Below are 20,901 nucleotides of genomic sequence, written 5' to 3' on the forward strand. Positions count from 1 at the left end.
ACACCTAGGGCCTGTCTGATGAATCCCGCCTGGGTCGTGACGCCTGGCACGCACGCTCGCTGCGTTGTCGGGATCGTCCATGTACGCCCAGTACGAGGACGACCCTCCGCCTTGCGATCGCACGCACCAGACGCCGCGACCCCCCGCCCTCCGGGCGGACGGCGCTACTTATCAGACAGGCCCTAGGCCTCCAGTCAGCATGACGACGAGATCACCGCGGTGGAGGGTGAGCCCTACCGTCGTGCTGTCGGCGCACCATCTCGGTGATCCAGACGGGCGCGAAAGGAGACGTGCAGCCCGGGGACGTCGGGTAGTCCTTGAGCACCTCCAGGCGCTCACCGATGTCGATGGCACGGGCGCGGTGCTCGGCGTGCTCGATCCCGATCTGGGCCAGGCAGTGGTTCATCGCCCACTGCAGGCGGTCCGGGGCGCCCTTCATCTCCGCCTCAATGACATCGAGCAGTCGTGCGAGGTCGAGTCCCTCGGGCTTCTTCGCCACGCGTTCGGTGGTCAGCGCCCAGCCGGCGCTCGCGACCACGGGACTCGGATCGGCGGACCAGGCCAGGCGCAGCTCTTCGGAGTGCGGGTTCTTCTTCACCACGTAGTTCACGAGCCAGTCGTGCACCTTGGGTGTGCGTGCCTCGCGCACCATGACGTCCAGCTCGTCGCGCTCGAACGCCTTGGGGCGGCCGACCAGGAGCGCCAGCAGTCGCGCCGCGGTGTCACCCGTCTCCCAGAGCTGGCGCGCGAGTTCCTGCTGCGTCCCCAGTCGCTTGGCGAGCGCGCGCAGCTTGCCGAGGTTCACACCGTGATCGTCACCGTGTCTCTCGTTCACCTCACGCGTCTTCGGGTCCTCGAGCCCGGCCAGCTCGGCCAGCACCTCACCCACCGTCGTCCCGGCCACCTCAGCCCCCTGTCCAGCACTGCGAAGTCCAACCTACGACGGGAATCGGCCTGCTGTCGGCCGGTTCGGCCGCAGCCACCGACACGCGGGCCCGCGGCCTCACGGACCTGCTGTACCTCGCCGTTCCGCACGGGTCCCGCTGGCCCCGCAACGGCTCAGCCGTTGGCGCCTGCCGCCTCGTCGGCGGGGGCGTAGTGCTGCGTTGCGAACGCGACCGCCGCGGCGATGTCCTCATCACTGGTGCCCCAGGTGGCCTGGATCGCCGGCCCCCAGGCCTGGCAGCCACGGACCGCGAACTCCCTGACGTCCGGCGCGTTCGCCCGCGTCAACGGGTCGAGGTCCTCGCCACGGAGGTGCAGGTCCAGCCCGAGGAGGGCGAGATCCCACCCGGCCCCTATCCCGATGGTGCCGCCGGGGCCGTAGGAGCGCACCATCCCGTCGACGAACTCGGCTGGGGAAGCGTGCACCAGCTCGAGGACGGTGTCGTCGTCCTCGCCCTTGGAGAGACGAACCTCGACCTCGGTGGCCATGCCTTCCCCGAGGGACCAGGTCACCTTGAGCAGGTGCGGCTCCTCACAGCGCAGGATCTCCCCGCCCGCGTTGCCCTCGAGCTGAAAGGTGCCGCCGAGCCGGAGGTCGCCGGTGACCGGTGCCAGCCACCGGCCGATCCGGTCGGGTTCGGTGCAAGCGCTCCAGACGTCCTCGATGGAGGCGTCGTAGGTGCGGCGCAGCAGCAGCGAGCGCCCCTCACCCGTGCTGACGGGGTGGTTGCCGACCTCCCGGTGGGCGGCGTTGACCTGCTTGATGACGTCGATCATGTGTCTCCCTTGCTCTTGGTGGGTGGCACGTCGCCCCCCGACAGCCTGTCCTCGCGCCGTTCGCGGCGTTCGCGCTTGCCTCGCTCGAGTTCGGTACCCAGCGCATCCAGGCGCTGGTTCCAGAACCGGCGGAAGTGCTCCAGCCAGATGTCGATCTCCTGCAGCGGCTCGGTGTTGACCGCGTAGAGGCGGCGCGCGCCCTCCGCCCGGACGGTCGCGAACCCCGACTCCCTCAGCACGCGGAGGTGCTGTGACACGGCCGGCTGGGAGATCCCGAACTCCTCCTGGATGGCCCCACTCACCACGCCAGCCGCCCGCTCGCCCTCTGCGAGCAGCTCCAATATCCGGCGGCGAACGGGGTCACCGAGTACGTCGAAGGCGTGCACGCCGCCATAATTTCAATGAGCACTTATATAAGTCAAGTCTTATACCCTCGCGGTGGGCACGGCAACCAGCTCGGCCCCTGCGCCCCCGCCGGTCGGGCCGTGCACCGTCCCGGCGGGGGACGCCCCCGGCCGGGACCCCGGACTGTCAGTGGCCCGTGGCACCCTGCCGTCATGCGTCCGTGGACCCTCACCGAGATCGACCAGGCCCTGCGGGCCAGTTTCGCCGCCGACACCTGCTCGCCCGACGACTTCGCCCGCGCCGGCTGGCACCAGGACAACCCCTCCTGGGGGCACTGCGACGTCACCGCCCTGGTGGTCAACGACCTCCTCGGCGGCGACCTGGTCGTCGGTGAGGTCCACCACGGCGGGGAGCACATCTGCTACCACTGGTGGAACCGCCTCCCCAACGGCGTGGAACTCGACCTCACCCGGGAGCAGTTCGTCCACGACGAGGTCGTCAGCGGCGCACGCGTCGTCCACCGCCCCCCGGGCCCACTGCCGCACCGCTGGGCGGAGTACCTGCTCCTCCGCGAACGGCTCACCGCGCGCCTGGGGCCGCTGCCGGCCCCGGCGGGGAGCACCCCGGAAGGTCAGGGGCCGGTGCCGGCGGCCGGGTCGTCTCCCGGCCACCTCCCTCCGACCACCACCACCGCCGGCCGGTCCAACACCGTGAAGTCGCGCAGCGGGTCGGACGGGTAGGCGACGTAGTCGGCGAGGGCACCGGGGTCCAGGGTGCCGGTGAGCCCGGGCAGGGCGAGGGCCGCGGCGGCCGTCTCGGTGGCCGCGACGAGGGCGTCGGCGGGGCTCATGCCGCACTGGGTGAGCAGGGTGAGTTCCCGGGGGAGCGCCGTGAACGGCGTGTGGCGCCAACCGGCGTCGGTGCCCGGGATGACGGTCACACCGGCCCCGAGGAACATGGCGGTGTCGTCCAGGTCGCCGTCCTGGCGGCGCAGCCACAGGTCGTAGGCGTCGCCCGCCGCGGGCCCGCGGGCGATGACGAAGTGCCCCACGCTGAGCGTGGAGGTGACGGCGGTGCCGGTCGCCCGTAGCCCCTCGGCGATCCGCGTCTTCTCCCGCGGCTCGACGGTGTCGCCCGGGGCGTGGCGGAACTTCCCGTGTTCGATGGTGCGGGGCCGGGCGCGCAGGGCGGCGCGCATCGAGGCGGCGGACAGGCAGTGCACGGCCACCGGCCTTCCGTGTCCGGTGGCCCGGTCGACCACGGCGCACAGTTGGTCCGCGGTGAAGGAGGCGTCCCAGGGGTGCGTCCCGGCGGTGCCACCGCCGGAGCCCATGACCTTGACGAAGGCCGCGCCGGCGAGGACCTGTTCGTCAACCAGGCGCAACAGGGCCCCGGTGTCGGCGGCCTCGCCGCCCATCCACCCGCCGTGGCCGCCCGGGGTGGTGAGCGGGGGGCCGGCGGTGAGCAGTCGTGGTCCCGCGGCGGAGCGGGCGGTGTGGATGAACGGGGTCGGGCCGCCGCAGTCCCGGGCGGTGGTCACCCCCACGGAGCGGAGCCCGTCCAGGGCCCTGGCGGCGGCCTGGGACAGGTCACCGCTGGGGACGCCGTCCGGGGAGCCGTCACCGGGTGCGGTGACGTGGACGTGCGCGTCGATCAGGCCGGGGCCGACGTACAGGTCGCCGAGGTGCGCCCTGGGGTGCCGGCGCCAGGGCGGCGGGCAGGTGTCGCTCCAGGCGACCTCCCTGATCCTGCCGGCGACGACCAGCAGGTGGGCGGGGGCGGGCCTGGGTTGGCGGTAGGAGGTGCGCACCCTGCGGCCGTACAGGACGTGGGTGGGGTGCGGTCCGCGGGGTTCGTCCGCGCTCACGTTCACGTTCGTCTCCCTGGCGCTCATCGGTGGTGGACTATCCGGGAGTAGCTGTCCGGGTCGGCGGCGCCCTCGGTGTTCAGCAGCAGCACGGTGGCGTCGGCGGGCACCTCGAGGCCGCGCAGCGCGTCGCGGCCCTCGTCGCTGCGGAACAGCACGTGCGCGCCGGCCAGGGCGGCGGCCCCGCTCTCCCCGGCGACGATCCCCGCGGTGGCCAGGTCCCGCATGGCGGCGCGGGCCTCGTCGTCGTTGACCGCGACCGCGGCGGCGACCCCGGCGGCCAGTACCGGCCAGGCGAGCATGGACGGTTCGCCGCAGTTGAGCCCGGCCATGATGGACAGGTGGGGGCCGGGGACGTTGGTCGGCGCGCCGAGGGCCAGTGACTGCTGGACGCACGCGGCGGTGTCGGGTTCGACGGTCACCACGCGGGTGTGGGTGTCGCCGGGCCAGCGACTGATGACGGCCGACGCCAGCGCGCCCACGCCGACGGGTACCAGGACGACGTGCGGGTCGGTGCGGGCGTCGGTCCCCGGGGCGCGCAGGTCGTCGTCGATCTCGTCGAAGATGGTCTCGTAGCCCTGGACGACGAACCGCGGGACGGTCTCGTAGCCCGGCCAGGAGGTGTCGGAGACCAGCACCTGGTTCGGGTGCCTGGCCGCCTGGACCGCCGTGTACCGCACGGCGTCGTCGTAGGTTCCGAAGACCCGGACGACCTCGGCGCCCTCGTCCTCGATGGCGGTGATCCGGGGTTGGGACAGGTCGTTGGGGACGTACACCGTCGAGGTCAGGCCGAGGAGCTTGGCCATGTGTGCCACGGCCCGGCCGTGGTTGCCGTCGGTGGCGCAGGTCAGCACCAGGTGGCGGTGGCCGGCGAGCCGGTCGCGCAGTTCGTCGAACCGCAGCTCCGGGGAGACCTCGAGGCGCTGGCACAGCGCCCGGTGCACGGCCCACGAGGCGCCGAGGATCTTGAACGACGGCAGTTGGAGGCGTTGCTGTTCGTTCTTCACCAGGACGCGGCCGACGCCGAGGCGCTCGGCCAGCGTGGGTGCGTCCACCAGCGGGGTGGGCGCGTAGCCGGGGATCGTGCGGTGCCAGTCGCGTGGGCGTGGATCCCCGGGAGCGCGGCGGAGTCCGGACGCCTGGCTGACGGACCGGCGGGTGACGGGCAGGGCGACACGCGGTGCCTTCGTCATGCGGCACACTCCCTTGTCTTGTCTCGTCTCTCGAGTAAACTGCGTTCTGAATTCAGAGTACAGTTCACCCGAGCATGAGAGGAGACGAGATGTCGATTTCGGTCCGCCTGCTCCGTCAGGACGTCCGGCAGGAGATCGTCAACCGACTGCTGCGCGGGGACTACCCGATGGGGACCCGGATCAACGAGACACGGCTCGCCGCGGACCTGGGCGTCAGTCGGACCCCCCTGCGCGAGGCGCTGTTCGGTCTGGCCCGCGAGGGCCTGCTCGAGGAGCGCCCCAACCGCGGGTTCTGGCTGTCGCCGCTCACCGTCCAGGAGGTCAGCGAGACGTACCCGATGATCTCGGCGCTGGAGCAGTTGGCCCTGCGCCTGTCCGACGTCGAACGCCTGAAGGACGTGGCGTCCTCCCTCGCGAAACACGCGGCCGACATCGGCGAGACCGAGGACCCGGTGGTGGCCCAGGCGATCGACGACGAGTGGCACGCCCGTTTACTGAACGCCTGCCCCAACCAGCGACTGCAGCGGCAGATCGAGGAGTTGAAGACCGTCGTGCACCGGTACGAGCACGCCTACCTGAGCGAGCCGCAGGCGGTGACCGAGTCGGCCCGGCAGCATCTGTGCATCGCCGAGGCGCTGGCCGCGGGGGACATCGACCGGGCGTGCCGGGAGCTCGACGAGAACTGGACGACCGGCATGCACAAGCTGATCGCCCGAGTGGAGAGCGGCAGTTCCAGCCAGACCTAGGAGACGACGCACGACCATGTCCCCATCCGACCCTCCCGACAGCCAGCCGGAAGACCGGCCGCCCCGCTCCGCGCACGCCGCGCCTCCGCGGACGACGACCGCCCGCTCCCCCTCCGGCGGACCCCGCCCCCCAACACCGGCCCACCTCCGGGGAGGAGCGCGCCGGTGGACCGGGCCACCCGGCTCCAGCCACGGCGGGACCGGGCCACCCGCCGACCCGCCGACCACGGTGCGGACCGCACGACGCCGGGCCGCCGTCCCCGCGGGGGCGAGGAGGTGCCGCCGTGAAGCTCAGTAGCCGGGTGCGACGTTCCCGGGCCCCGGCGGTCCCGACGGTCGCCGCCCAGGCCGCGGCGCTGCGGGCGGCCGGGCGGCGGGTGATCTCACTCGCCGCCGACGAACCGGACTTCGCGGTGCCGGAGCCCGTCCTCGAGGCCGCGCGCAGGGCCTGCGCCACGAGCGCCAACCACCGGCACGCCTCCCCGCCGGCCGGCTGGCCACGACTCCGCGCGGCGGCGGCGCAAGCCCTCTCGGCACCCGGCGGCACCGCACTGGCCGAGGACCAGGTCGTGGTGACCAACGGTGCGAGACAGGCACTCCTGTTGGCCTGTGCCGTCACGGTTGACGCCGGGGACGAGGTGCTGCTCCCGGTCCCCTCCTGGCCCGGGCACTCCGCGGCGGTCACCCACCACGGCGGCGTGCCGGTGCCCGTCCCCACCACCGCGGAGACCGCGTACAAGGTCACGCCCCAGAGCCTGGAAGCGGCCTGGACGCCCCGGACCACCGCGCTGCTCCTGGGGTCCCCGGCCAATCCCACCGGCACCGTCTACACCCCCGCCGAACTGCGGGCGATCGCCGCGTGGGCCGCGGCCCACGACCTGTGGGTGATCAGCGACGAGGTCTACCAGCACTTCGTGTACGGGCGGGACACTCCCTTCCTCGCCCTGCGGGACGCCCACGAGTCGATGCCGGAGCGCTGCCTGACCGTCCACGGGGTCTCCAGGACCTATGCGATGACCGGCTGGCGCGTCGGATGGCTGGCCGGGCCGCGGCCGGCCATCGCGGCCGCGACCGCCCTGCGGTCCCACCTGCCCGCGCCGGTGTCCAACGTCGCCCAGGCCGCGGCCCTGGCCGCCCTGGACTGCGGCACCTCCCACCTCTCCCCCGTCCTGGCCGCCCTCGACCGCCGGCGGACGCTGACGCACCAGGTCCTGGGTGGCCTGCGCGGCGTCCAGTGCGTCGAGCCACGCGGCGGGTACTTCTGCCTGCTGGACGTCCGCGGCCTGCTCGGCAAGGAGATCCACGGCCACGTCCCGCGCACCTCGCGCGACCTCGCCGAGTACCTCCTGAACCAGGTGCTGGTCGCCGTCGCCCCCGGGGAGGAGTTCGACGCCCCGGGCCACCTGCGCCTGTCCTACGCGCTCGCGGACGAGCCCCTGGTCAACGCGCTGGCACTGGTCCAGCGCGCCCTCGCGCACGGTGTGCACCACCCCGCCCATCACTGAGCGAACCCGCATCAACGAGATCTAACCGTTACATACCCGCCACTTGTTGCCTCCCAAAACTGAGTTCAGTATTCAGAAGTCAGTTTGGAGAAGCAGGAGGATCTCATGCGCCCACCACGACGCTTCACCGCCGGAGTCGTGCTGCTGGCCGTCGCCCTGCTCGCCGCGTGCGGCACCGGCGGCCCCAAGGGGTCAGGTCCCGGCAGGTTCTCGGCCGCCATCCCCGAGCCGTCCTCGCTGTTGCCGGCGAACTACTCCGAGGTGTTCGGGGCACAGGTCGTCTCGGCGCTGTTCACCCAGCTCGTCACCTTCGACCCGGAGACCAGCGACGTCACGTTGGCGGTGGCCAAGAGCGTCGAGTCCGAGGACAACCGGAACTGGACGGTCGAGCTGAAGGACGGCTGGACCTTCCACAACGGGGACCCGGTGACCGCGCACTCGTTCGTCAATGCCTGGAACTTCGCCGCGAACCCCAAGAACGCCCAGCTCAACAGCTATGTGTTCGACCGGATCGACGGTTATGACGAGGTGGCGGACGGCAGGGCCGAGACGCTGCGCGGGCTGAAGGTGGTTTCGAACTCGAAGTTCACCATCAGGCTGGACAAGCAGTTCTCCCAGTTCGAGATGTTGTTGGGGTATCCGGCGTTCTCTCCGCTGCCGGATGTCGCGTTCCAGGACCCGAAGGCCTTCAACGAGGCACCGATCGGCAACGGTCCGCTGAAGATGAGGGGGACCTGGGTGCACGACGAGTCCATCAAACTCGACCGGTACGACGACTACGCCGGCACACCGGCCAAGGCGACCGGCGTGGACTTCCGGATCTACCAGGAGTTCACAGCCGCGTACAACGACCTGCTCGCCGGCAATCTCGACGTGCTCCAGTCCATCCCCAACGCCAACCTCAGCACGGCGCGAGAACAGTTCGACGACCGCTACTTCCAGGTGCCGAGCGGCCGGATGGAGTACCTCGGATTCCCGTTGAAGAACGAGAAGTTCGCCAACCGGGACGTCCGCAAGGCCATCTCCATGGCGGTTGACCGGAAGTCGGTCACCAAGGCCATCTTCCAGAACACCAGGACACCGGCGACCGGCTACGTCCCCCCGGTCGTCCCCGGCGCGGCACGGAACCCGTGCGGAGCCACCTGCCGGTTCGATCCGGCCGCCGCCAAGGCCCTCTTCGAGGAGGCCGGCGGAATCGAGGGGAACTCATTCACCATCGGCTACAGCGTCGATGGCGACAACAAGGAGTGGGTCGAGGCCGTGGCTCACCAGATATCCGACTCACTCGACATCGACGTCGCCACCAAACCCTACGAGAAGCTGTCCATCCTCCTCGACGACCTGAGCAAGGGAAAGGTCGACACGGCGTTCCGAACGGCGTGGACGTTCTACTTCCCCAGCGTCGAGAACTACCTCACACCGATCTTCCGCAAGAGCTCGGGGGAGAACTTCTCCGGGTACTACGACGCGGACTTCGAAAGGCTCCTCGACGAGGGCAACGCCGCTACCGACCCGGAGGTGGCGACGCAGAAGTACAACGAGGCCGAGCGTGTCCTGCTCGATGACATGCCCTACCTCCCGATGTGGTANCAGGAGACCGCCGGCGCCCATTCGAAACGGGTCAGCGACGTCGTGGTCGATCCCTTCCGCCGGCTGCACGTCGAGAACGTCGTCGTGTCATGAGCGCCTACGCCCTCAAACGGCTCCTGCGCGCCGTCCCCGTCGTGATCGGCGCCACGTTCGTCGTCTTCCTGCTCGCCTTCGCCGTCCCCGGGGACCCGGCGCAGGCGCTGGCCGGTGAGCGTGCCGCGGACCCCGCGTTCACCGCGGTGATCGAGGCGAAGTACCACCTCGACGAGCCGCTGCTGCAACAGTACGGGCGGTTCCTGCTCGGCGCGGTCCAGGGGGACTTCGGCGAGACGTACTCCGGCCAGCAGGTCTCCGGCGTCCTCGCCGACCGGTTCGCGGTGAGCCTGCGCCTCGCCACCACCGCCCTGGTGATCGAGGCGGTGCTCGGCATCGGGCTCGGCGTCGTCGCCGCCCTGCGCCGGGACCGGTTCGCCGACCACGCCATCCGGTTGCTCAGCCTGGTCGCGCTGTCCCTGCCGTTCTTCGTCACCGCGTTCGTCCTCCAGTTCCTGCTGGGGGCACGGCTGGAACTGTTCCCGGTGGCCGGGATCGAGGACGGCCTGCGCAGCTACCTCCTACCGGGGTTCGTCCTCGCCAGCTTCTCCATCGCCTACGTCACCCGGCTCACCAGGTCCTCCCTGCTGGACTCCCTCTCGGAGCAGTACGTGAAGACCGCCGTGGCCAAGGGGGTCCGCTGGCGCACGGTGGTGACCCGGCACGGCCTGCGGAACTCGATGATCCCCGTCGTGACCTTCCTCGGCCTGGAGTTCGGCGCCATGTTGAACGCCACGGTGATCATCGAGAGCATCTTCAACCTCCCGGGTGTCGGCCAGGGCCTGGCCCGCGCCATCTACCTCGGTGAGCGAACGATGATCGTCGGCATCGTGACCGCCCTGGTCCTGGTCTACATCGTCCTCAACCTGATCATCGACCTGCTGTACGCGGTACTCGACCCGAGGATTCGCTATGAGTGACGTCCACCTGGCCAGTGAGGCGGCAGCGGCACCGACAGCGCCGGGTCCCACCGTGCTCGCCCCCTCCTCGGTGTGGCACCGCCTGCGCGCCAGGCCCCTGTTCTGGGTGGCGATCAGCCTGATCACGCTGTTCGTCCTGATGGCGGCGGTCCCCTCGCTGTTCACCTCCGTCGATCCCGAGGACTGCAACCTGTCCAGGTCGCTGGTCGGCCCCAACGGCGACCACTGGCTCGGCACCGACGTCCAGGGCTGCGACGTCTACGCCAGGTCCGTGCACGCCACCCGGGCGTCCCTGCTGATCGGCCTCAGCGTCACCGTGGCCACCTTCCTGATCGGCGTGCTGGTCGGCTCCGTGGCCGGCTACTTCGGCGGGATCGTCGACGCGGTGCTCAGCCGCATCATCGAGATCTTCCTGGCCATACCCCTGCTGCTCGGCGCCACCGTCCTGTTGGCCACCGCGGCCAACGGTGACGGCGGAGTCCTCGGCGTGATAGTGGCGCTCTCCCTCTACGGATGGACCCAGACCGCACGCATCATGCGCGCCAGCACCATGGAGACCCGCGGGCTGGACTACATCGTCGCCGCCCGCGCATCCGGCGCGAGCGACCCGCGCATCCTGCTCGAACACGTCATCCCCAACGCGATCAGCCCGGTGATCGTGGTGGCCACCACCAACGTGGGGCTCTTCATCACCTACGAAGCGACGATCTCCTACCTCGGGCTCGGACTCCAGGACTCCACGCTCTCCTGGGGGCAGATGATCCACGACTCGGTGTCCCGCTTCCTCACCTCGCCGCACGCGCTGCTCGCGCCGGCGGGCTTCCTGAGCCTCGCGGTCCTCGGCGTCCTGCTGCTCGGTGACGCCATGCGCGACGCGGTCGATCCCCGAAGCCGCCGCTGACCCCGTTCCGCGAACCGCCCACCACCGGGCCGTCCACCACCGGGCCGTCCGCCACCGGACCGCCCCCTCCCGACCATCCCCCGCACCACCTCGCGCGTCAGTGCGCGCGACACCTCAACACAGGAGCGAAAGAACACATGAACGACACCAGTGACGGCACCCAGTACGCCATTCGCGCCCGGCGGGTGCTCGACGTCGACCGGGGCGAGTACCTCGACGACGCGGTGGTCGTCATCGCCGACGGGGTGATCCAGTCCGTGGTGGACAGCGCGCCCCGGGACGCCACCCTCATCGACGCCGGGGACGTCACCCTGATGCCCGGCCTCATCGACTGCCACACCCACATGCTGCTGCGCCCCGAGGACCAGGTGTGGCCGCCCGCCATCCTGTTCAAGACCCAGGTCTACCGGATGGCCGAGGGCGTCGCCGCCGCCCGCCGTGCCCTGGAGATCGGCTTCACCAGCGCGCGGGACACCGACAACGAGCAGGTCTGGCACGGTGACACGGCGCTGCGCGACGCCATCGCCCGCGGCGTCATCCCCGGCCCGCGCATGTGGGTGGCCACCGACGCGATCTCCATCACCGGTGGCGACATGCGCATCGACGACATGGTCAACCCGGAACTGAAGCTGCCCGACGTCGCCGCGATGGCCGACTCGCCCGACGAGTACATCAAGGAGATCCGCCGCCAGATCCAGATCGGCGCGGACTGGATCAAGATCTACTGCACCAGCACCCGCAAGGACGTCGAGCGGGAAACGATGGAACCCCTGCACCAGTTCACCCTCGAGGACGTCACGAGGATGGTGAACGAGGCCAAGCGGTACCGCCGCGACGTGGCCGCGCACGCCTACGGCGGCTCCGGCGCCCAGGCCGCCATCCGCGGGGGCGTGCGGACCCTGGAGCACGGCCCGCTGCTGCTCGAGGAGGACCTCCAGGCGATGCTGGAGTGCGGCACCTACTGGGTCCCCACCATGCAGACCTACTACAAGCGCCAGTTCAGCGACTTCGAGCGGAACTTCGTCAAGCGCCACGAGGGTGCCTTCAAGCGCGGCCTCGAACTCGGCGTCAACGTCGCGTTCGGCACCGACGTCGGCTCCTTCCCGCACGGCGAGCAGATGGACGAGTTCGACCTGATGGTCCAGTACGGCATGTCCCCGCTGGACGCCATCCGCTCCGCGACCGTCGTCGCGGCGGAACTGCTGCGGAAGACCGGCTCGATCGGCACCCTCGCGCAGGGAGCGCACGCCGACCTCGTCGCGGTCGACGGCGACCCGTTGGCCGACATCTCCGCGCTGCACCGGGTGCGCCTGGTGATGAAGGAGGGCAAGGTCTTCCGCGACGACCACCGGGTGGCCGACGGGGTCGAGCAGATCCACTGGCAGCCCAGCCGCTGAGCACCCGCCCGAGCCGGACCGACCCCTCACGGAGCTCGACATGGTCACCGTCACGTCAACCCCAGCCCCGTACGACAAGAGCGCCACGACACAGCCGCTGCTCCAGGTCCGTGACCTGAGCGTGGACTTCGTCACCGGCAAGACCCGGGCCTCCGCGCTGCGGGGCGTGAACCTGTCGGTCGCCGCCGGCGAAACGCTCGCCGTGATGGGGGAGTCCGGCTCGGGCAAGAGCGTCACCGCGCAGGCGATCATGGGCATCCTGGACACCCCACCCGCCCGGATCACGTCAGGTCAGGTGTGGTTCCAGGGGCAGGACCTGCTGACCATGCCCGAGGAACAACGGCGCCGGCTGCGCGGGGCCGAGATCGCCATCGCGTTCCAGGACTCCCTCTCCGCCCTCAACCCGGTGATGAAGGTGGGGGACCAGATCGTCGAGGCCCTGCGCACCCACCTCGACATCAGCAGGCGGGACGCCCGGACCCGGGCGAGGGAGCTCCTGGAACGGGTGGCGATCCCCGCCGCCGCCCAGCGGATCGACGAGTACCCGCACCAGTTCTCCGGCGGCATGCGGCAACGTTGCATGATCGCCCTGGCTCTCGCCCTGTCGCCCTCGCTGCTCATCGCCGACGAACCAACCACCGCCCTGGACGTCACGGTGCAGGCCGACATCCTGCGGCTCCTCCGCGAGATGAAGGAGGAGACCGGGATGTCGATGCTGCTGATCACCCACGACGTGGGTGTGGTGGCGGAGACCGCCGACCGGGTCGCGGTGATGTACCACGGCCGGGTCGTCGAGCACGGTTCCGTCGTGGACGTGCTGACCCGGCCGGCGCACGCCTACACCAGGGCCCTGCTGTCGAGCGTTCCCCGGCTCGACGCCCCCGCCCACCGGCTGCCGGCGATCCCCGGCACGCCCCCCAGCCTGCTGACCCCGATCACCGGCTGTCCGTTCCGTCCGCGCTGCGGCTTCGCGTCACCCGAGTGCGCCGTCTCGGAGCCCGACCTGGTCGAGGTCATGCCTGACCGACAGGCCGCCTGCCACCACACCCAGGAGGTGATCGAGGATGACTGACACGCCCGGGGCCCCCAGGACGGCCGGTTCGTCCCCAACGTCTGACACGGTGCTCGAGGTCACCGAGGTCACCAAGCACTATCCGGTACTGAAGGGCCTGATGCGCCGTCAGGTCGGCAGCGTCCGGGCGGTGGACGGCGTCAGCTTCACCCTGCGGGCCGGCGAGACCCTCGGCATCGTCGGGGAGTCCGGCTGCGGTAAGTCCACCCTGTCCCGACTGCTGTGCGGGCTCGAGAAACCGGTCAGCGGTCAGGTCCGGTTCCGGGGGACGGACCTGGCCTCCCTGAACCGCGCCCAACTCCGGAGCCTGCGGGCGAAGATCCAGATCGTCCTGCAGGACCCGTTCACCTCCCTGGACCCCAGGATGACCGTGGACCGGATCATCTCCGAGCCGTTGCGCATCCACGGCTGGGGGGACTCCAGGCAGGACCGCCAGCGACGGGTGCGCGAACTGATCGACATGGTGGGACTGAGCCAGGAACACCTGCGGCGCTACCCCCAGGAGTTCTCCGGCGGGCAACGGCAGCGGATCGGCATCGCCCGCGCACTGGCCCTGGAACCCGAGGTCCTGATCCTGGACGAACCGGTTTCCGCGCTGGACATCTCGATCCAGGCGCAGATCGTCAACCTCCTCGGCGACCTGCGGAGCGCCCTGGGCCTGTCCTACGTGTTCGTCGCCCACGACCTGTCGGTGGTGCGGCAGATCTCCACCCGGGTCGCGGTGATGTACCTCGGCCGGGTCGCCGAGATCGGCCCGACCGGGAACCTCTTCGACCAACCCCAGCACCCGTACACCGCGGCCCTGCTGTCGTCCGTGCCCTCACCCGACCCCACCAACCCCTCGCTGGACCGGCGCATCGCGCTGCGCGGCGAGGTGCCCAACCCGGCCGACCCCCCGTCCGGGTGCAGCTTCCACACCCGCTGCTGGCGCGCACAGGAGCTGTGCACACGCGAGCAACCGACCCTGACCAGCCGGAACCCCGGCCCGCACACGACGGTGGCCTGTCACTTCCCGGTCAGCGCCACCTCGCCCGTGCCGAACTGACCGACACGCTCCCCGAGGAGACGCACCATGGACCGTCGCGTCCTGCTCGCCTCTGCCGTCCCCGCCGCCCTCACCACCGCCGCGCTGAACAGCGGCACCCCGGCCACGGCCGCCCCGCGCCGGCCCCGCGCCGACGACGTCCTCCAGGTCCGCGACATCGGCAGCTTCCACGTCGGGGGCCGGGCCGTGACGTTGACCGGGGCGCCGCTGCGGGACGCCTTCGCCGGCCCCGACCAGCCCCCCGCCGTCATCGACCCCAACGGGGACTTCGAAGTCGGCCAGGTGTACGTGCAGTACTGCGCCCTCGCCCGGCCGGTGAGCCCGCACCCGCTCGTCATGTGGCACGGCGGCGGCCTGACCGGCGTCTGCTTCGAAACCACCCCCGACGGCCGCCCCGGGTGGCAGCGGGACTTCCTCGGCCACGGCCACGACGTCTACCTCACCGACGCGCTCGCCGGTGGCCGCGCACCGTTCGCCCGGTACCCCGAGCTGTCCGGTGCGGAACCACGGTTCCGCACCAAGCGGGAACTGTGGGAGCTCTTCCGGTTCGGTCCCGCCGGCTCCTACACCACGGAACCCGGCCACCGGGCCCCCCACCCGGACACGCTGTTCCCGACCGCGTCCTTCGACACGTTCGTCAAGCAGGTCGTGCCCCGGTTCACCACCTACACCGAAGCCACCCAGCACGCCTACGGGGCGCTGCTCGACCGGCTCGGCACCAGCGTGGTGCTCACCCACAGCGCCGCGGGCCCCCTCGGGTTCGCCGCCACCCTCGCGGCACCGCACCGGGTGGCCGCCCACGTCGCGGTCGAGCCCTCGGGAGCCCCCGACCCGGACACCGTGGACCTCGCGTCCATCCGGCACGTGCCCCACCTCATCGTGTGGGGGGACCACCTGGGCCTGGACGACGACCCCGGCGGGAGCTGGGCGAACCTCTACTCCTCGACCCGCCGCTTCCACGACGCCCTGCTGGCCGCCGGCGGCCAGTCCACCTGGATCGACCTGCCCGACCACGGGGTGACCGGGAACTCCCACATGATCATGATGGACCGCAACTCCCGGGACGTCGCGGACCTGATCGCCTCCTGGCTGCGCCGCCACGGGTTGGGGTAGGACCGCGGTTCAGCGGGACGCCGACGCGGAGGGCAGCGACACAGAGGGCGGGGGCGCTTCACCGGGCCGGCTCGCCCTTGCGGAGCAGCAGGTGGCCCCTGCGGAACCGTTCCCCCTCAAGGGGCTCGCGCAGCATCCGGCCGACCTCGAAGAACCCGGCTTCGCCGGCCAGCTCCGCAAGGGCGTCGATCGGCCACCGGTAGGCCGTCGTCACCTTGTGGTCGAACGGCGCGACCGGGCCCCCCTCCGACTCGAAGAACGCGAGCAGGAGGTGGCCGCCCGGCGCGAGCACCCGCCGGAACTCGGCGAGGTACGAGGGCACCTCCCCCGGCGGGACGTGAATGACCGAGTACCACGACACGATGCCGCCCAGCTCGCCGTCGGCCAGGTCCAGGGCGTCCATGGAACCGACCTCGAACCGCAGGTCCGGGTACGCCTCCCGGGCAAGTTGGATCATCACCGGCGACAGGTCGACGCCGAACACCTCGAGCCCCAGGTCCCGCAGGTGCGCGGTCACCCATCCGGGGCCGCATCCCAGCTCGGCGACGGGGCCCGCGTCGGCGGTCCCCCGCGCCAGCTCGGCGAACGCGGCGAGCAGCGCACGGTCCAGGGGGAGGTTGTCGTACGCGTCGCGGAAGAGCTCCGCGTACAGGACGGCCACGGCGTCGTAGGCGTCCGCTGTCGCACTGAGGTGCGAGGAAGGTCCGGTCACAGGAGAGGAGAGTAGGCCCTCCCCCGTGACGCCGACGACGGTCACCCCCGCACGGTGTTCTTCCGGTGCGCCTGGTCAGGCGGCGTCCAGCAGCCAGTGCCGCCCCGTGGTCCAGCCCAGGAAGCGCCGGGCCCGGGCGTTGTCCGCCGTGCCGCCGGAGTCGAACTCGCCGCCCGCGGCCACCAGCCGGAGCCCGGCGAGGGCCGGGCCGAGCCGGATCCCCACGTCGGGGCGGTACCGGGCGACCTCCTCTTCCATCCACGCCAGTACCGACGCCTCCTCGGCGGGGGTGCACAGCGACAGGTGGAACAGCATCTGCCGCCATGCGTACGCGGCATCCTTGATGACGCGCAGTGGACGCGGCTGGACCGACACCAGATCGACCAGCCGGCACACCGTGCCGAAGCACCGCCGCGCCAGGTCGTCCCAGCCGGGTTCGGGGGTGATGCCCACGTCGTGAACGAGCGTCGCCAGGTTGTGCGTGGTCAGGATCTGGGACTGCTCGATCACCGTGCCGTTCCTGGCAACCCCGTTGAAGCCGCGCGGGGACCGGGAGCCGCTCGCCGCGCCAGCCAGCTCGACGCACAGACGGGCGAACTCCGGTGCCGCGTGCCGCGACCCGCGGTCACCAGACCCCGGATCGGTCGCCAGGGCCCGCACGGCGGCGTAGTCGATCCCGTAGTAGCGCTCGTACAGGGTGCCGGTGAGCACCAGCGCTGCGACCCGCGCCGCGTCCAGGAACTTCCGACTGAACGTGCCCATGAAGATGTCCGCGGCCAACTCCTCGACCAGCGGCAGTTCCAGGCCGGCCGCCCGGGACAGCTCGCCGAGTTCACGGACCAGCGGGTTCGGCAGGAGCGTCCCCGGGAACGCCTGAACGGCGAGCTCGCCGACCTGTCCGAGCACGGCGAGGGGGACGTTCCGCTTCGTCCGGTCGCGGTGCCCCGACGCCGCACGGGCCCAGGGCAGCTCGTTGACCCGGACCTGCTTCGCCAGGTTGAGCAGCAACAACGAGCGGCGGTTCCGGAACGCACAGTAGTTGGCGGCGACCAGGGCCCGCAGCGCCGGATCCGGGTAGGAGTCAGCGGTGGCACCGGCGACCAACTGCGGCACCAGCTCGGCCAACACCTCGGCCGACGGCACCACGCCGCGTTCCACCAGGGTGCCGATCGGAGCGCTCAACGCCGCCTCGACCACCCGGCGGAGCACCGGCGGGATCCGCGTCCCCGCCGGCAGCCCGGTCTCCGCCTGCTCCTCCGGGGACACCGGGGCGACCAGCGGCGCCACGTCCGCCACCCCCATGTCCTGGGGCACCGCGGAAAGCCGACGCATCACCAGTTGGGCGATCGCGTGGTAGGACGGAAGGGCGCCCTGGGCCGCCTGTCGCCGGCGCAGCGCGGTGTGCCTGTCCGAACCGGGACGTCCGCGGCGGCGCACCATGGAGTCCACGGCGTGGACCAGCAGGCCGCGCTGCCGGGGGGACAGCGGCCGACCGGCCACCGTCTCCTCGAGCGCGCCGCGCAGGATGCCCAGGTTCTCCCTGGGGTTGCGGTGCTTCCCGCAGGAGGCGTGGGTCGCGGCCAGCCGCCGGTAGCGGTTCAGCAGGTCGGCGCCGCGACGGTGCCAGTCCGGGTCCGGGGCGGTCTCCAGCACCCGTCCGCGGACGGCGGTCTCCAGCCAGTGCACCAGGAGCTCGTCAGCGAACGGCTGCCACACCGTGAGCGCCTCCCGCTGCGCCTCCACGGCCGAGTTGGGCTGCCGCGCGGCCAACACCGCCCCGGCGTCCTTCGCGCTGCGGCGGTACACGGCGGTCAGGTCCGGCGGGGGCTGGTCCGCGGGCTGGGGCAGGAACCGCAGCCGGTCAGCGAACGGCTCCAGGGTCGTGACGAGCTCCACGGCGGCGTCCACGTCCCGGGCACGCACCAGCCACGCCACGGTGAGCAGGGCCGCCTCCTCCGGCACGGTCACCCGGTAGCAGCCGCTGTCCAGCAGCCCGCACAGTTCGGTGAGGCCGGGCTCGGTGAGGTAGTGGGCGAACAGGGCCGCGCGGGTCGCCGGCAACCGGTGCCGCCGCGCCGCCTCCGTCTCGTACGGCTGGAGCGGACCGCCCGCCACCGGCTGCCCCGTGGCGAAGCCACCCCTGACCACCTCTGGCGTCACCCACGCGGGGAGACCGGCCACCGGGGTGCGGGAGCCGATGTCGAGCCGTCCGTCGGCCATCCCGGAGAGCACCGCACGCCAACGCTCGGCGCGCTTCTCGGCCCGGGCCCTGGCCGGTTCGCTGCGGTGGCCCCTCGCGGTGGTCAGCGCCCTGGCCAACTCACCCAGCGCATAGCCGGGGTTGACGGCCTGCGCGGCGATGACCTGGGTGTCCTGGAAGTGGGAGGAGAGCTGCTGCTCAGCGTCGTCGTCCATAGCCGACGTGGCGGGTCCTGCCCCCGCGCCCCCCAGGTAAGAAGCCTGGTGCTCTACTGCTGAGCTACACGTCGATGAACAGGGACTGTAGTGCTCGAACCAGGGTGCGGCAGCTCCTTTTTCGCCCGTGTACCGCCGCCGGCCGGCGATCGCCAGCGCGGATGTGGCAGGGGCGAGCCGGCCGGGGGCGAGGTGCCTGGGAGCCGCCCCCGCTCTCAGGGCCGGCCGGTAGGTTGCTCCACCAGCACCCTGTCGGGTTCCCCGTCAGTCTCCCCGTTCGGTTCCTCGTCAGGCACCGACAGGTGGTTGAACGCGTAGTACACCGCTGTCGCTCCGTGCATGACGAGCATCGCCAGCGGGGAGAGCAGGGCCAGGCCGACGGTCGCCGGGTACGCCACCGCGCCGATGCTGAACCGGACCCGGGTGGCCCGCGCCGCCGCCCGGTCGACCTCCGGACGCAGCAGGTGCCCACGGTGGGTGACGTACCACCAGATCGCCCCGTAACAGATGGCGTGCGCGACCATCACGCCGCTGTAGACCACTCCGGCCACCCGCGCGTCGTCGGCGTCCCGCAGGTGCGCGGCGAGCAGCGCCGTTGGCCACGGCAACGCCGCCACCACCATGAGCAGCAACAGGTTGAGGAAGACCAACGTGCGATCGACCCGAACCAGGTGTCCGAACAGGGCGTGGTGATTGACCCACATCACGCCGATGACCAGGAAGCTGACCACGTAGGCGGCGTACGACGGCCACTGGTGGGCGAGTGCCTCGGTGAGCTCGTGGCCGTGCTCGGCGGGCACGTCGATCTCCAGGACGAGCAGGGTGATGGCGATGGCGAAGACGCCGTCGCTGAACGCCTCGACGCGGCCGGTGGTGTTCACGCCAGGCCGTCCCAGCCCCAGCGGGGCGTCGGTCCCGGCTCACCGAGGTCCTGGCCGACGGGGTCGGCGGAGACGTCGCGGGCGATCCGGGTCCCCCAGTCGAAGTACTCCAGCACCCGGGTCCGCAGGGTCTCGTCGTCCGGGAGTTCCTTGCCGACGGCGTCCGCCATCAGCTCCATCCACCGGGTCCGCTGCTCCTCGGTGATCGACAGACCGAGGTGGGACCGGAGCAGGCCCTGGTGGCCGCCGAGTTCGGCGGTGAAGCGCGCGGGCCCGCCGAAGACCTCCGCCAACCAGACGGCGACGTGATCGATGTGGGTGCGGGTGAAACTCTCGAAGACCGGTGCGAGCACCGGGTCCCCGAGCACGCCCTCGTAGAAGGTGTTGCTGAGCCGCCGCAGGGCGTCGATGCCGCCCACGGCCTCGTACAGTGTTCCGGCGCGCTCGGTCACGGCGTCATCCGATCCGTGCGCGCCATGGCTCCGCCGGACACCACGGACGTCCTGGCGTAGTGCTTCATCTCCTCGATGTCCCCGATGTAGGGACGGATCGCGGCGAGGAAGGGCGGGAAGTGCGGACCGCCGCGGAACCCCCGCTCGTGGTCCGTCACCGAGGTCCACTCGATCCGCAGCACGTACCGGTCCGGCTCCTCAACGCCGTGGCAGAGCTCGTACCCCAGGCACTGCGGAGCCTGGTCCAGGTGGTGCGCCGCCGCCGCGTAGGCCTTCTCGAACTCGGCCCGGCGCTCCGGGTCGGCTATCCGGTACCGCACGTACTCGACAGTCATGCCGGTCCTCCATTGATTGACTTTCGGCCATGATCACTGAGATTCCCTGAGTGAACGCAAGGTGTGTTCGCCTTCGGCGGAAGGAGCGGAGGACACGGTTCTCCCGGCTTCCCGGCACGGGCGCCCACTACGCAAGCCACAGCGAACCGCGCCGGTGGCGCGCTGGCGGCACATCCACGGCGTCCGCGGCCTCGAGGGCGAGTTCACCGGTGCCGGAGTTCACCAGTCCTCTGATGGTCCCGGTCCGGGTACGGAGTCGCTGCCGAGCCCGGCGCTCCTCCACCGCGGACCAGCGCCCCACCGAACGGTCCCGGTTGTACCGGGGGAACGAGTACACAGCCACCGTGCGGCGGACGCCCCGCGGTCGGGGTCGTCTGGACTCACGCGCCGCCTCGGCGAGGCTGTGGGCGCTGTACCGGAGGTCGTCGCGCACCACGGAATGCCAGGGACCCCCCAGCAGGCGGTCGCCTTCGTTCCGAGCGTGCGAGCGTGGTTGATGGTGGGCGGTGCGTGCCACGGGGACTCCCTGGTAGCAACCGCCAGGCGTCTCCTGGCGGACTACCTGAAGCCCCTGGCCCCGGAACGCACGTCGTCCAT

22 protein-coding genes and 1 tRNA gene are annotated in these 20,901 nt (G+C 71.3%); 11 read left to right on the plus strand and 12 right to left on the minus strand.

What is annotated here, in order from left to right:
* Window positions 1-211: 211 nt before the first annotated feature.
* From A3IG_RS0121660 to A3IG_RS0121670, 3 genes are all read right to left on the minus strand, one after another.
* Entirely contained in the window at window positions 212-904 is a 693-nt protein-coding gene (locus tag A3IG_RS0121660; protein ID WP_026220525.1) for a DNA alkylation repair protein, read from the minus strand.
* A gap of 155 nt (window positions 905-1,059) precedes the next feature.
* Window positions 1,060-1,722: an SRPBCC family protein gene (locus A3IG_RS0121665; protein WP_018385687.1), complete on the minus strand. Its 663-nt coding sequence runs from the start codon at window positions 1,720-1,722 to the stop codon at window positions 1,060-1,062.
* A complete protein-coding gene (locus tag A3IG_RS0121670; protein WP_018385688.1) occupies window positions 1,719-2,108 on the minus strand; it encodes an ArsR/SmtB family transcription factor in 390 nt (129 codons plus the stop codon). The genes A3IG_RS0121665 and A3IG_RS0121670 overlap by 4 nt, the downstream gene beginning before the upstream one ends.
* A gap of 171 nt (window positions 2,109-2,279) precedes the next feature.
* Here A3IG_RS0121670 and A3IG_RS30800 point away from each other — a divergent pair, with 171 nt between their 5' ends.
* Window positions 2,280-2,807: a YunG family protein gene (locus tag A3IG_RS30800; protein WP_018385689.1), complete on the plus strand. Its 528-nt coding sequence runs from the start codon at window positions 2,280-2,282 to the stop codon at window positions 2,805-2,807.
* On the opposite strand, the gene A3IG_RS0121680 is transcribed toward A3IG_RS30800, so the two are convergent.
* On the minus strand, window positions 2,699-3,940 hold the full coding sequence (locus A3IG_RS0121680) for an amidohydrolase family protein (protein ID WP_018385690.1): 1,242 nt from the start codon (window positions 3,938-3,940) through the stop codon (window positions 2,699-2,701). The two genes, A3IG_RS30800 and A3IG_RS0121680, sit on opposite strands and share 109 nt — an antisense overlap.
* Before the next feature lie 17 nt (window positions 3,941-3,957).
* Window positions 3,958-5,127 (minus strand): diaminopropionate ammonia-lyase, encoded by a 1,170-nt coding sequence (locus A3IG_RS0121685; protein ID WP_018385691.1) that lies wholly within the window; start codon window positions 5,125-5,127, stop codon window positions 3,958-3,960.
* Between the two features lie 89 nt (window positions 5,128-5,216).
* Here A3IG_RS0121685 and A3IG_RS0121690 point away from each other — a divergent pair, with 89 nt between their 5' ends.
* The 10 genes from A3IG_RS0121690 to A3IG_RS0121735 all read left to right on the plus strand — a co-directional run bounded on the left by A3IG_RS0121690 (window position 5,217) and on the right by A3IG_RS0121735 (window position 15,509).
* Entirely contained in the window at window positions 5,217-5,873 is a 657-nt protein-coding gene (locus tag A3IG_RS0121690) for a GntR family transcriptional regulator (protein ID WP_018385692.1), read from the plus strand.
* A 165-nt stretch (window positions 5,874-6,038) separates the two neighbouring features.
* A complete protein-coding gene (locus A3IG_RS35760) occupies window positions 6,039-6,161 on the plus strand; it encodes a hypothetical protein (protein WP_018385693.1) in 123 nt (40 codons plus the stop codon).
* Window positions 6,158-7,378 (plus strand): aminotransferase class I/II-fold pyridoxal phosphate-dependent enzyme, encoded by a 1,221-nt coding sequence (locus A3IG_RS0121700; protein WP_018385694.1) that lies wholly within the window; start codon window positions 6,158-6,160, stop codon window positions 7,376-7,378. The genes A3IG_RS35760 and A3IG_RS0121700 overlap by 4 nt, the downstream gene beginning before the upstream one ends.
* Window positions 7,379-7,483: 105 nt before the next feature.
* A complete protein-coding gene (locus tag A3IG_RS0121705; RefSeq protein ID WP_018385695.1) occupies window positions 7,484-9,061 on the plus strand; it encodes a peptide ABC transporter substrate-binding protein in 1,578 nt (525 codons plus the stop codon).
* Window positions 9,058-9,981, plus strand: coding sequence for an ABC transporter permease (locus tag A3IG_RS0121710; protein WP_018385696.1), 924 nt, complete (start codon window positions 9,058-9,060; stop codon window positions 9,979-9,981). Before A3IG_RS0121705 ends, A3IG_RS0121710 begins: the two co-directional genes overlap by 4 nt.
* Entirely contained in the window at window positions 9,974-10,882 is a 909-nt protein-coding gene (locus A3IG_RS0121715) for an ABC transporter permease (RefSeq protein WP_018385697.1), read from the plus strand. The genes A3IG_RS0121710 and A3IG_RS0121715 overlap by 8 nt, the downstream gene beginning before the upstream one ends.
* 137 nt (window positions 10,883-11,019) lie before the next feature.
* Complete coding sequence (locus A3IG_RS30805; RefSeq protein ID WP_018385698.1) at window positions 11,020-12,279, plus strand: amidohydrolase family protein; 1,260 nt, start codon at window positions 11,020-11,022, stop codon at window positions 12,277-12,279.
* 40 nt (window positions 12,280-12,319) lie between these two features.
* Complete coding sequence (locus A3IG_RS0121725; RefSeq protein WP_018385699.1) at window positions 12,320-13,351, plus strand: ABC transporter ATP-binding protein; 1,032 nt, start codon at window positions 12,320-12,322, stop codon at window positions 13,349-13,351.
* Window positions 13,344-14,396: an ABC transporter ATP-binding protein gene (locus A3IG_RS0121730; RefSeq protein WP_051087593.1), complete on the plus strand. Its 1,053-nt coding sequence runs from the start codon at window positions 13,344-13,346 to the stop codon at window positions 14,394-14,396. Before A3IG_RS0121725 ends, A3IG_RS0121730 begins: the two co-directional genes overlap by 8 nt.
* Window positions 14,397-14,423: 27 nt before the next feature.
* Window positions 14,424-15,509: an alpha/beta hydrolase family protein gene (locus A3IG_RS0121735; protein WP_018385701.1), complete on the plus strand. Its 1,086-nt coding sequence runs from the start codon at window positions 14,424-14,426 to the stop codon at window positions 15,507-15,509.
* 58 nt (window positions 15,510-15,567) lie between these two features.
* On the opposite strand, the gene A3IG_RS0121740 is transcribed toward A3IG_RS0121735, so the two are convergent.
* The 7 genes from A3IG_RS0121740 to A3IG_RS0121770 form a co-directional block, all read right to left on the minus strand.
* Complete coding sequence (locus A3IG_RS0121740; RefSeq protein WP_018385702.1) at window positions 15,568-16,221, minus strand: class I SAM-dependent methyltransferase; 654 nt, start codon at window positions 16,219-16,221, stop codon at window positions 15,568-15,570.
* A 75-nt stretch (window positions 16,222-16,296) separates the two neighbouring features.
* Window positions 16,297-18,636, minus strand: coding sequence for a hypothetical protein (locus tag A3IG_RS0121745; RefSeq protein ID WP_040912102.1), 2,340 nt, complete (start codon window positions 18,634-18,636; stop codon window positions 16,297-16,299).
* Window positions 18,637-18,638: 2 nt separating this feature from the next.
* Window positions 18,639-18,710: transfer RNA gene (locus A3IG_RS0121750), tRNA-Arg, on the minus strand.
* 141 nt (window positions 18,711-18,851) lie between these two features.
* The gene (locus tag A3IG_RS0121755) at window positions 18,852-19,517 is read right to left on the minus strand and encodes a TMEM175 family protein (RefSeq protein ID WP_018385703.1); all 666 of its coding nucleotides are present in this window, start codon (window positions 19,515-19,517) and stop codon (window positions 18,852-18,854) included.
* Window positions 19,514-19,969 carry a group II truncated hemoglobin gene (locus A3IG_RS0121760; RefSeq protein WP_018385704.1) on the minus strand — a complete coding sequence of 152 codons (456 nt, stop codon included), beginning with the start codon at window positions 19,967-19,969 and terminating at the stop codon, window positions 19,514-19,516. The genes A3IG_RS0121755 and A3IG_RS0121760 overlap by 4 nt, the downstream gene beginning before the upstream one ends.
* Complete coding sequence (locus A3IG_RS0121765; RefSeq protein ID WP_018385705.1) at window positions 19,966-20,304, minus strand: putative quinol monooxygenase; 339 nt, start codon at window positions 20,302-20,304, stop codon at window positions 19,966-19,968. The genes A3IG_RS0121760 and A3IG_RS0121765 overlap by 4 nt, the downstream gene beginning before the upstream one ends.
* Window positions 20,305-20,431: 127 nt before the next feature.
* The gene (locus A3IG_RS0121770; protein WP_236719296.1) at window positions 20,432-20,737 is read right to left on the minus strand and encodes a hypothetical protein; all 306 of its coding nucleotides are present in this window, start codon (window positions 20,735-20,737) and stop codon (window positions 20,432-20,434) included.
* Window positions 20,738-20,901: the final 164 nt, after the last annotated feature.

Origin of the sequence: Wenjunlia vitaminophila DSM 41686 (assembly GCF_000380165.1) — a bacterium.
GTDB classification, from domain to species: Bacteria; Actinomycetota; Actinomycetes; order Streptomycetales; family Streptomycetaceae; genus Wenjunlia; species Wenjunlia vitaminophila.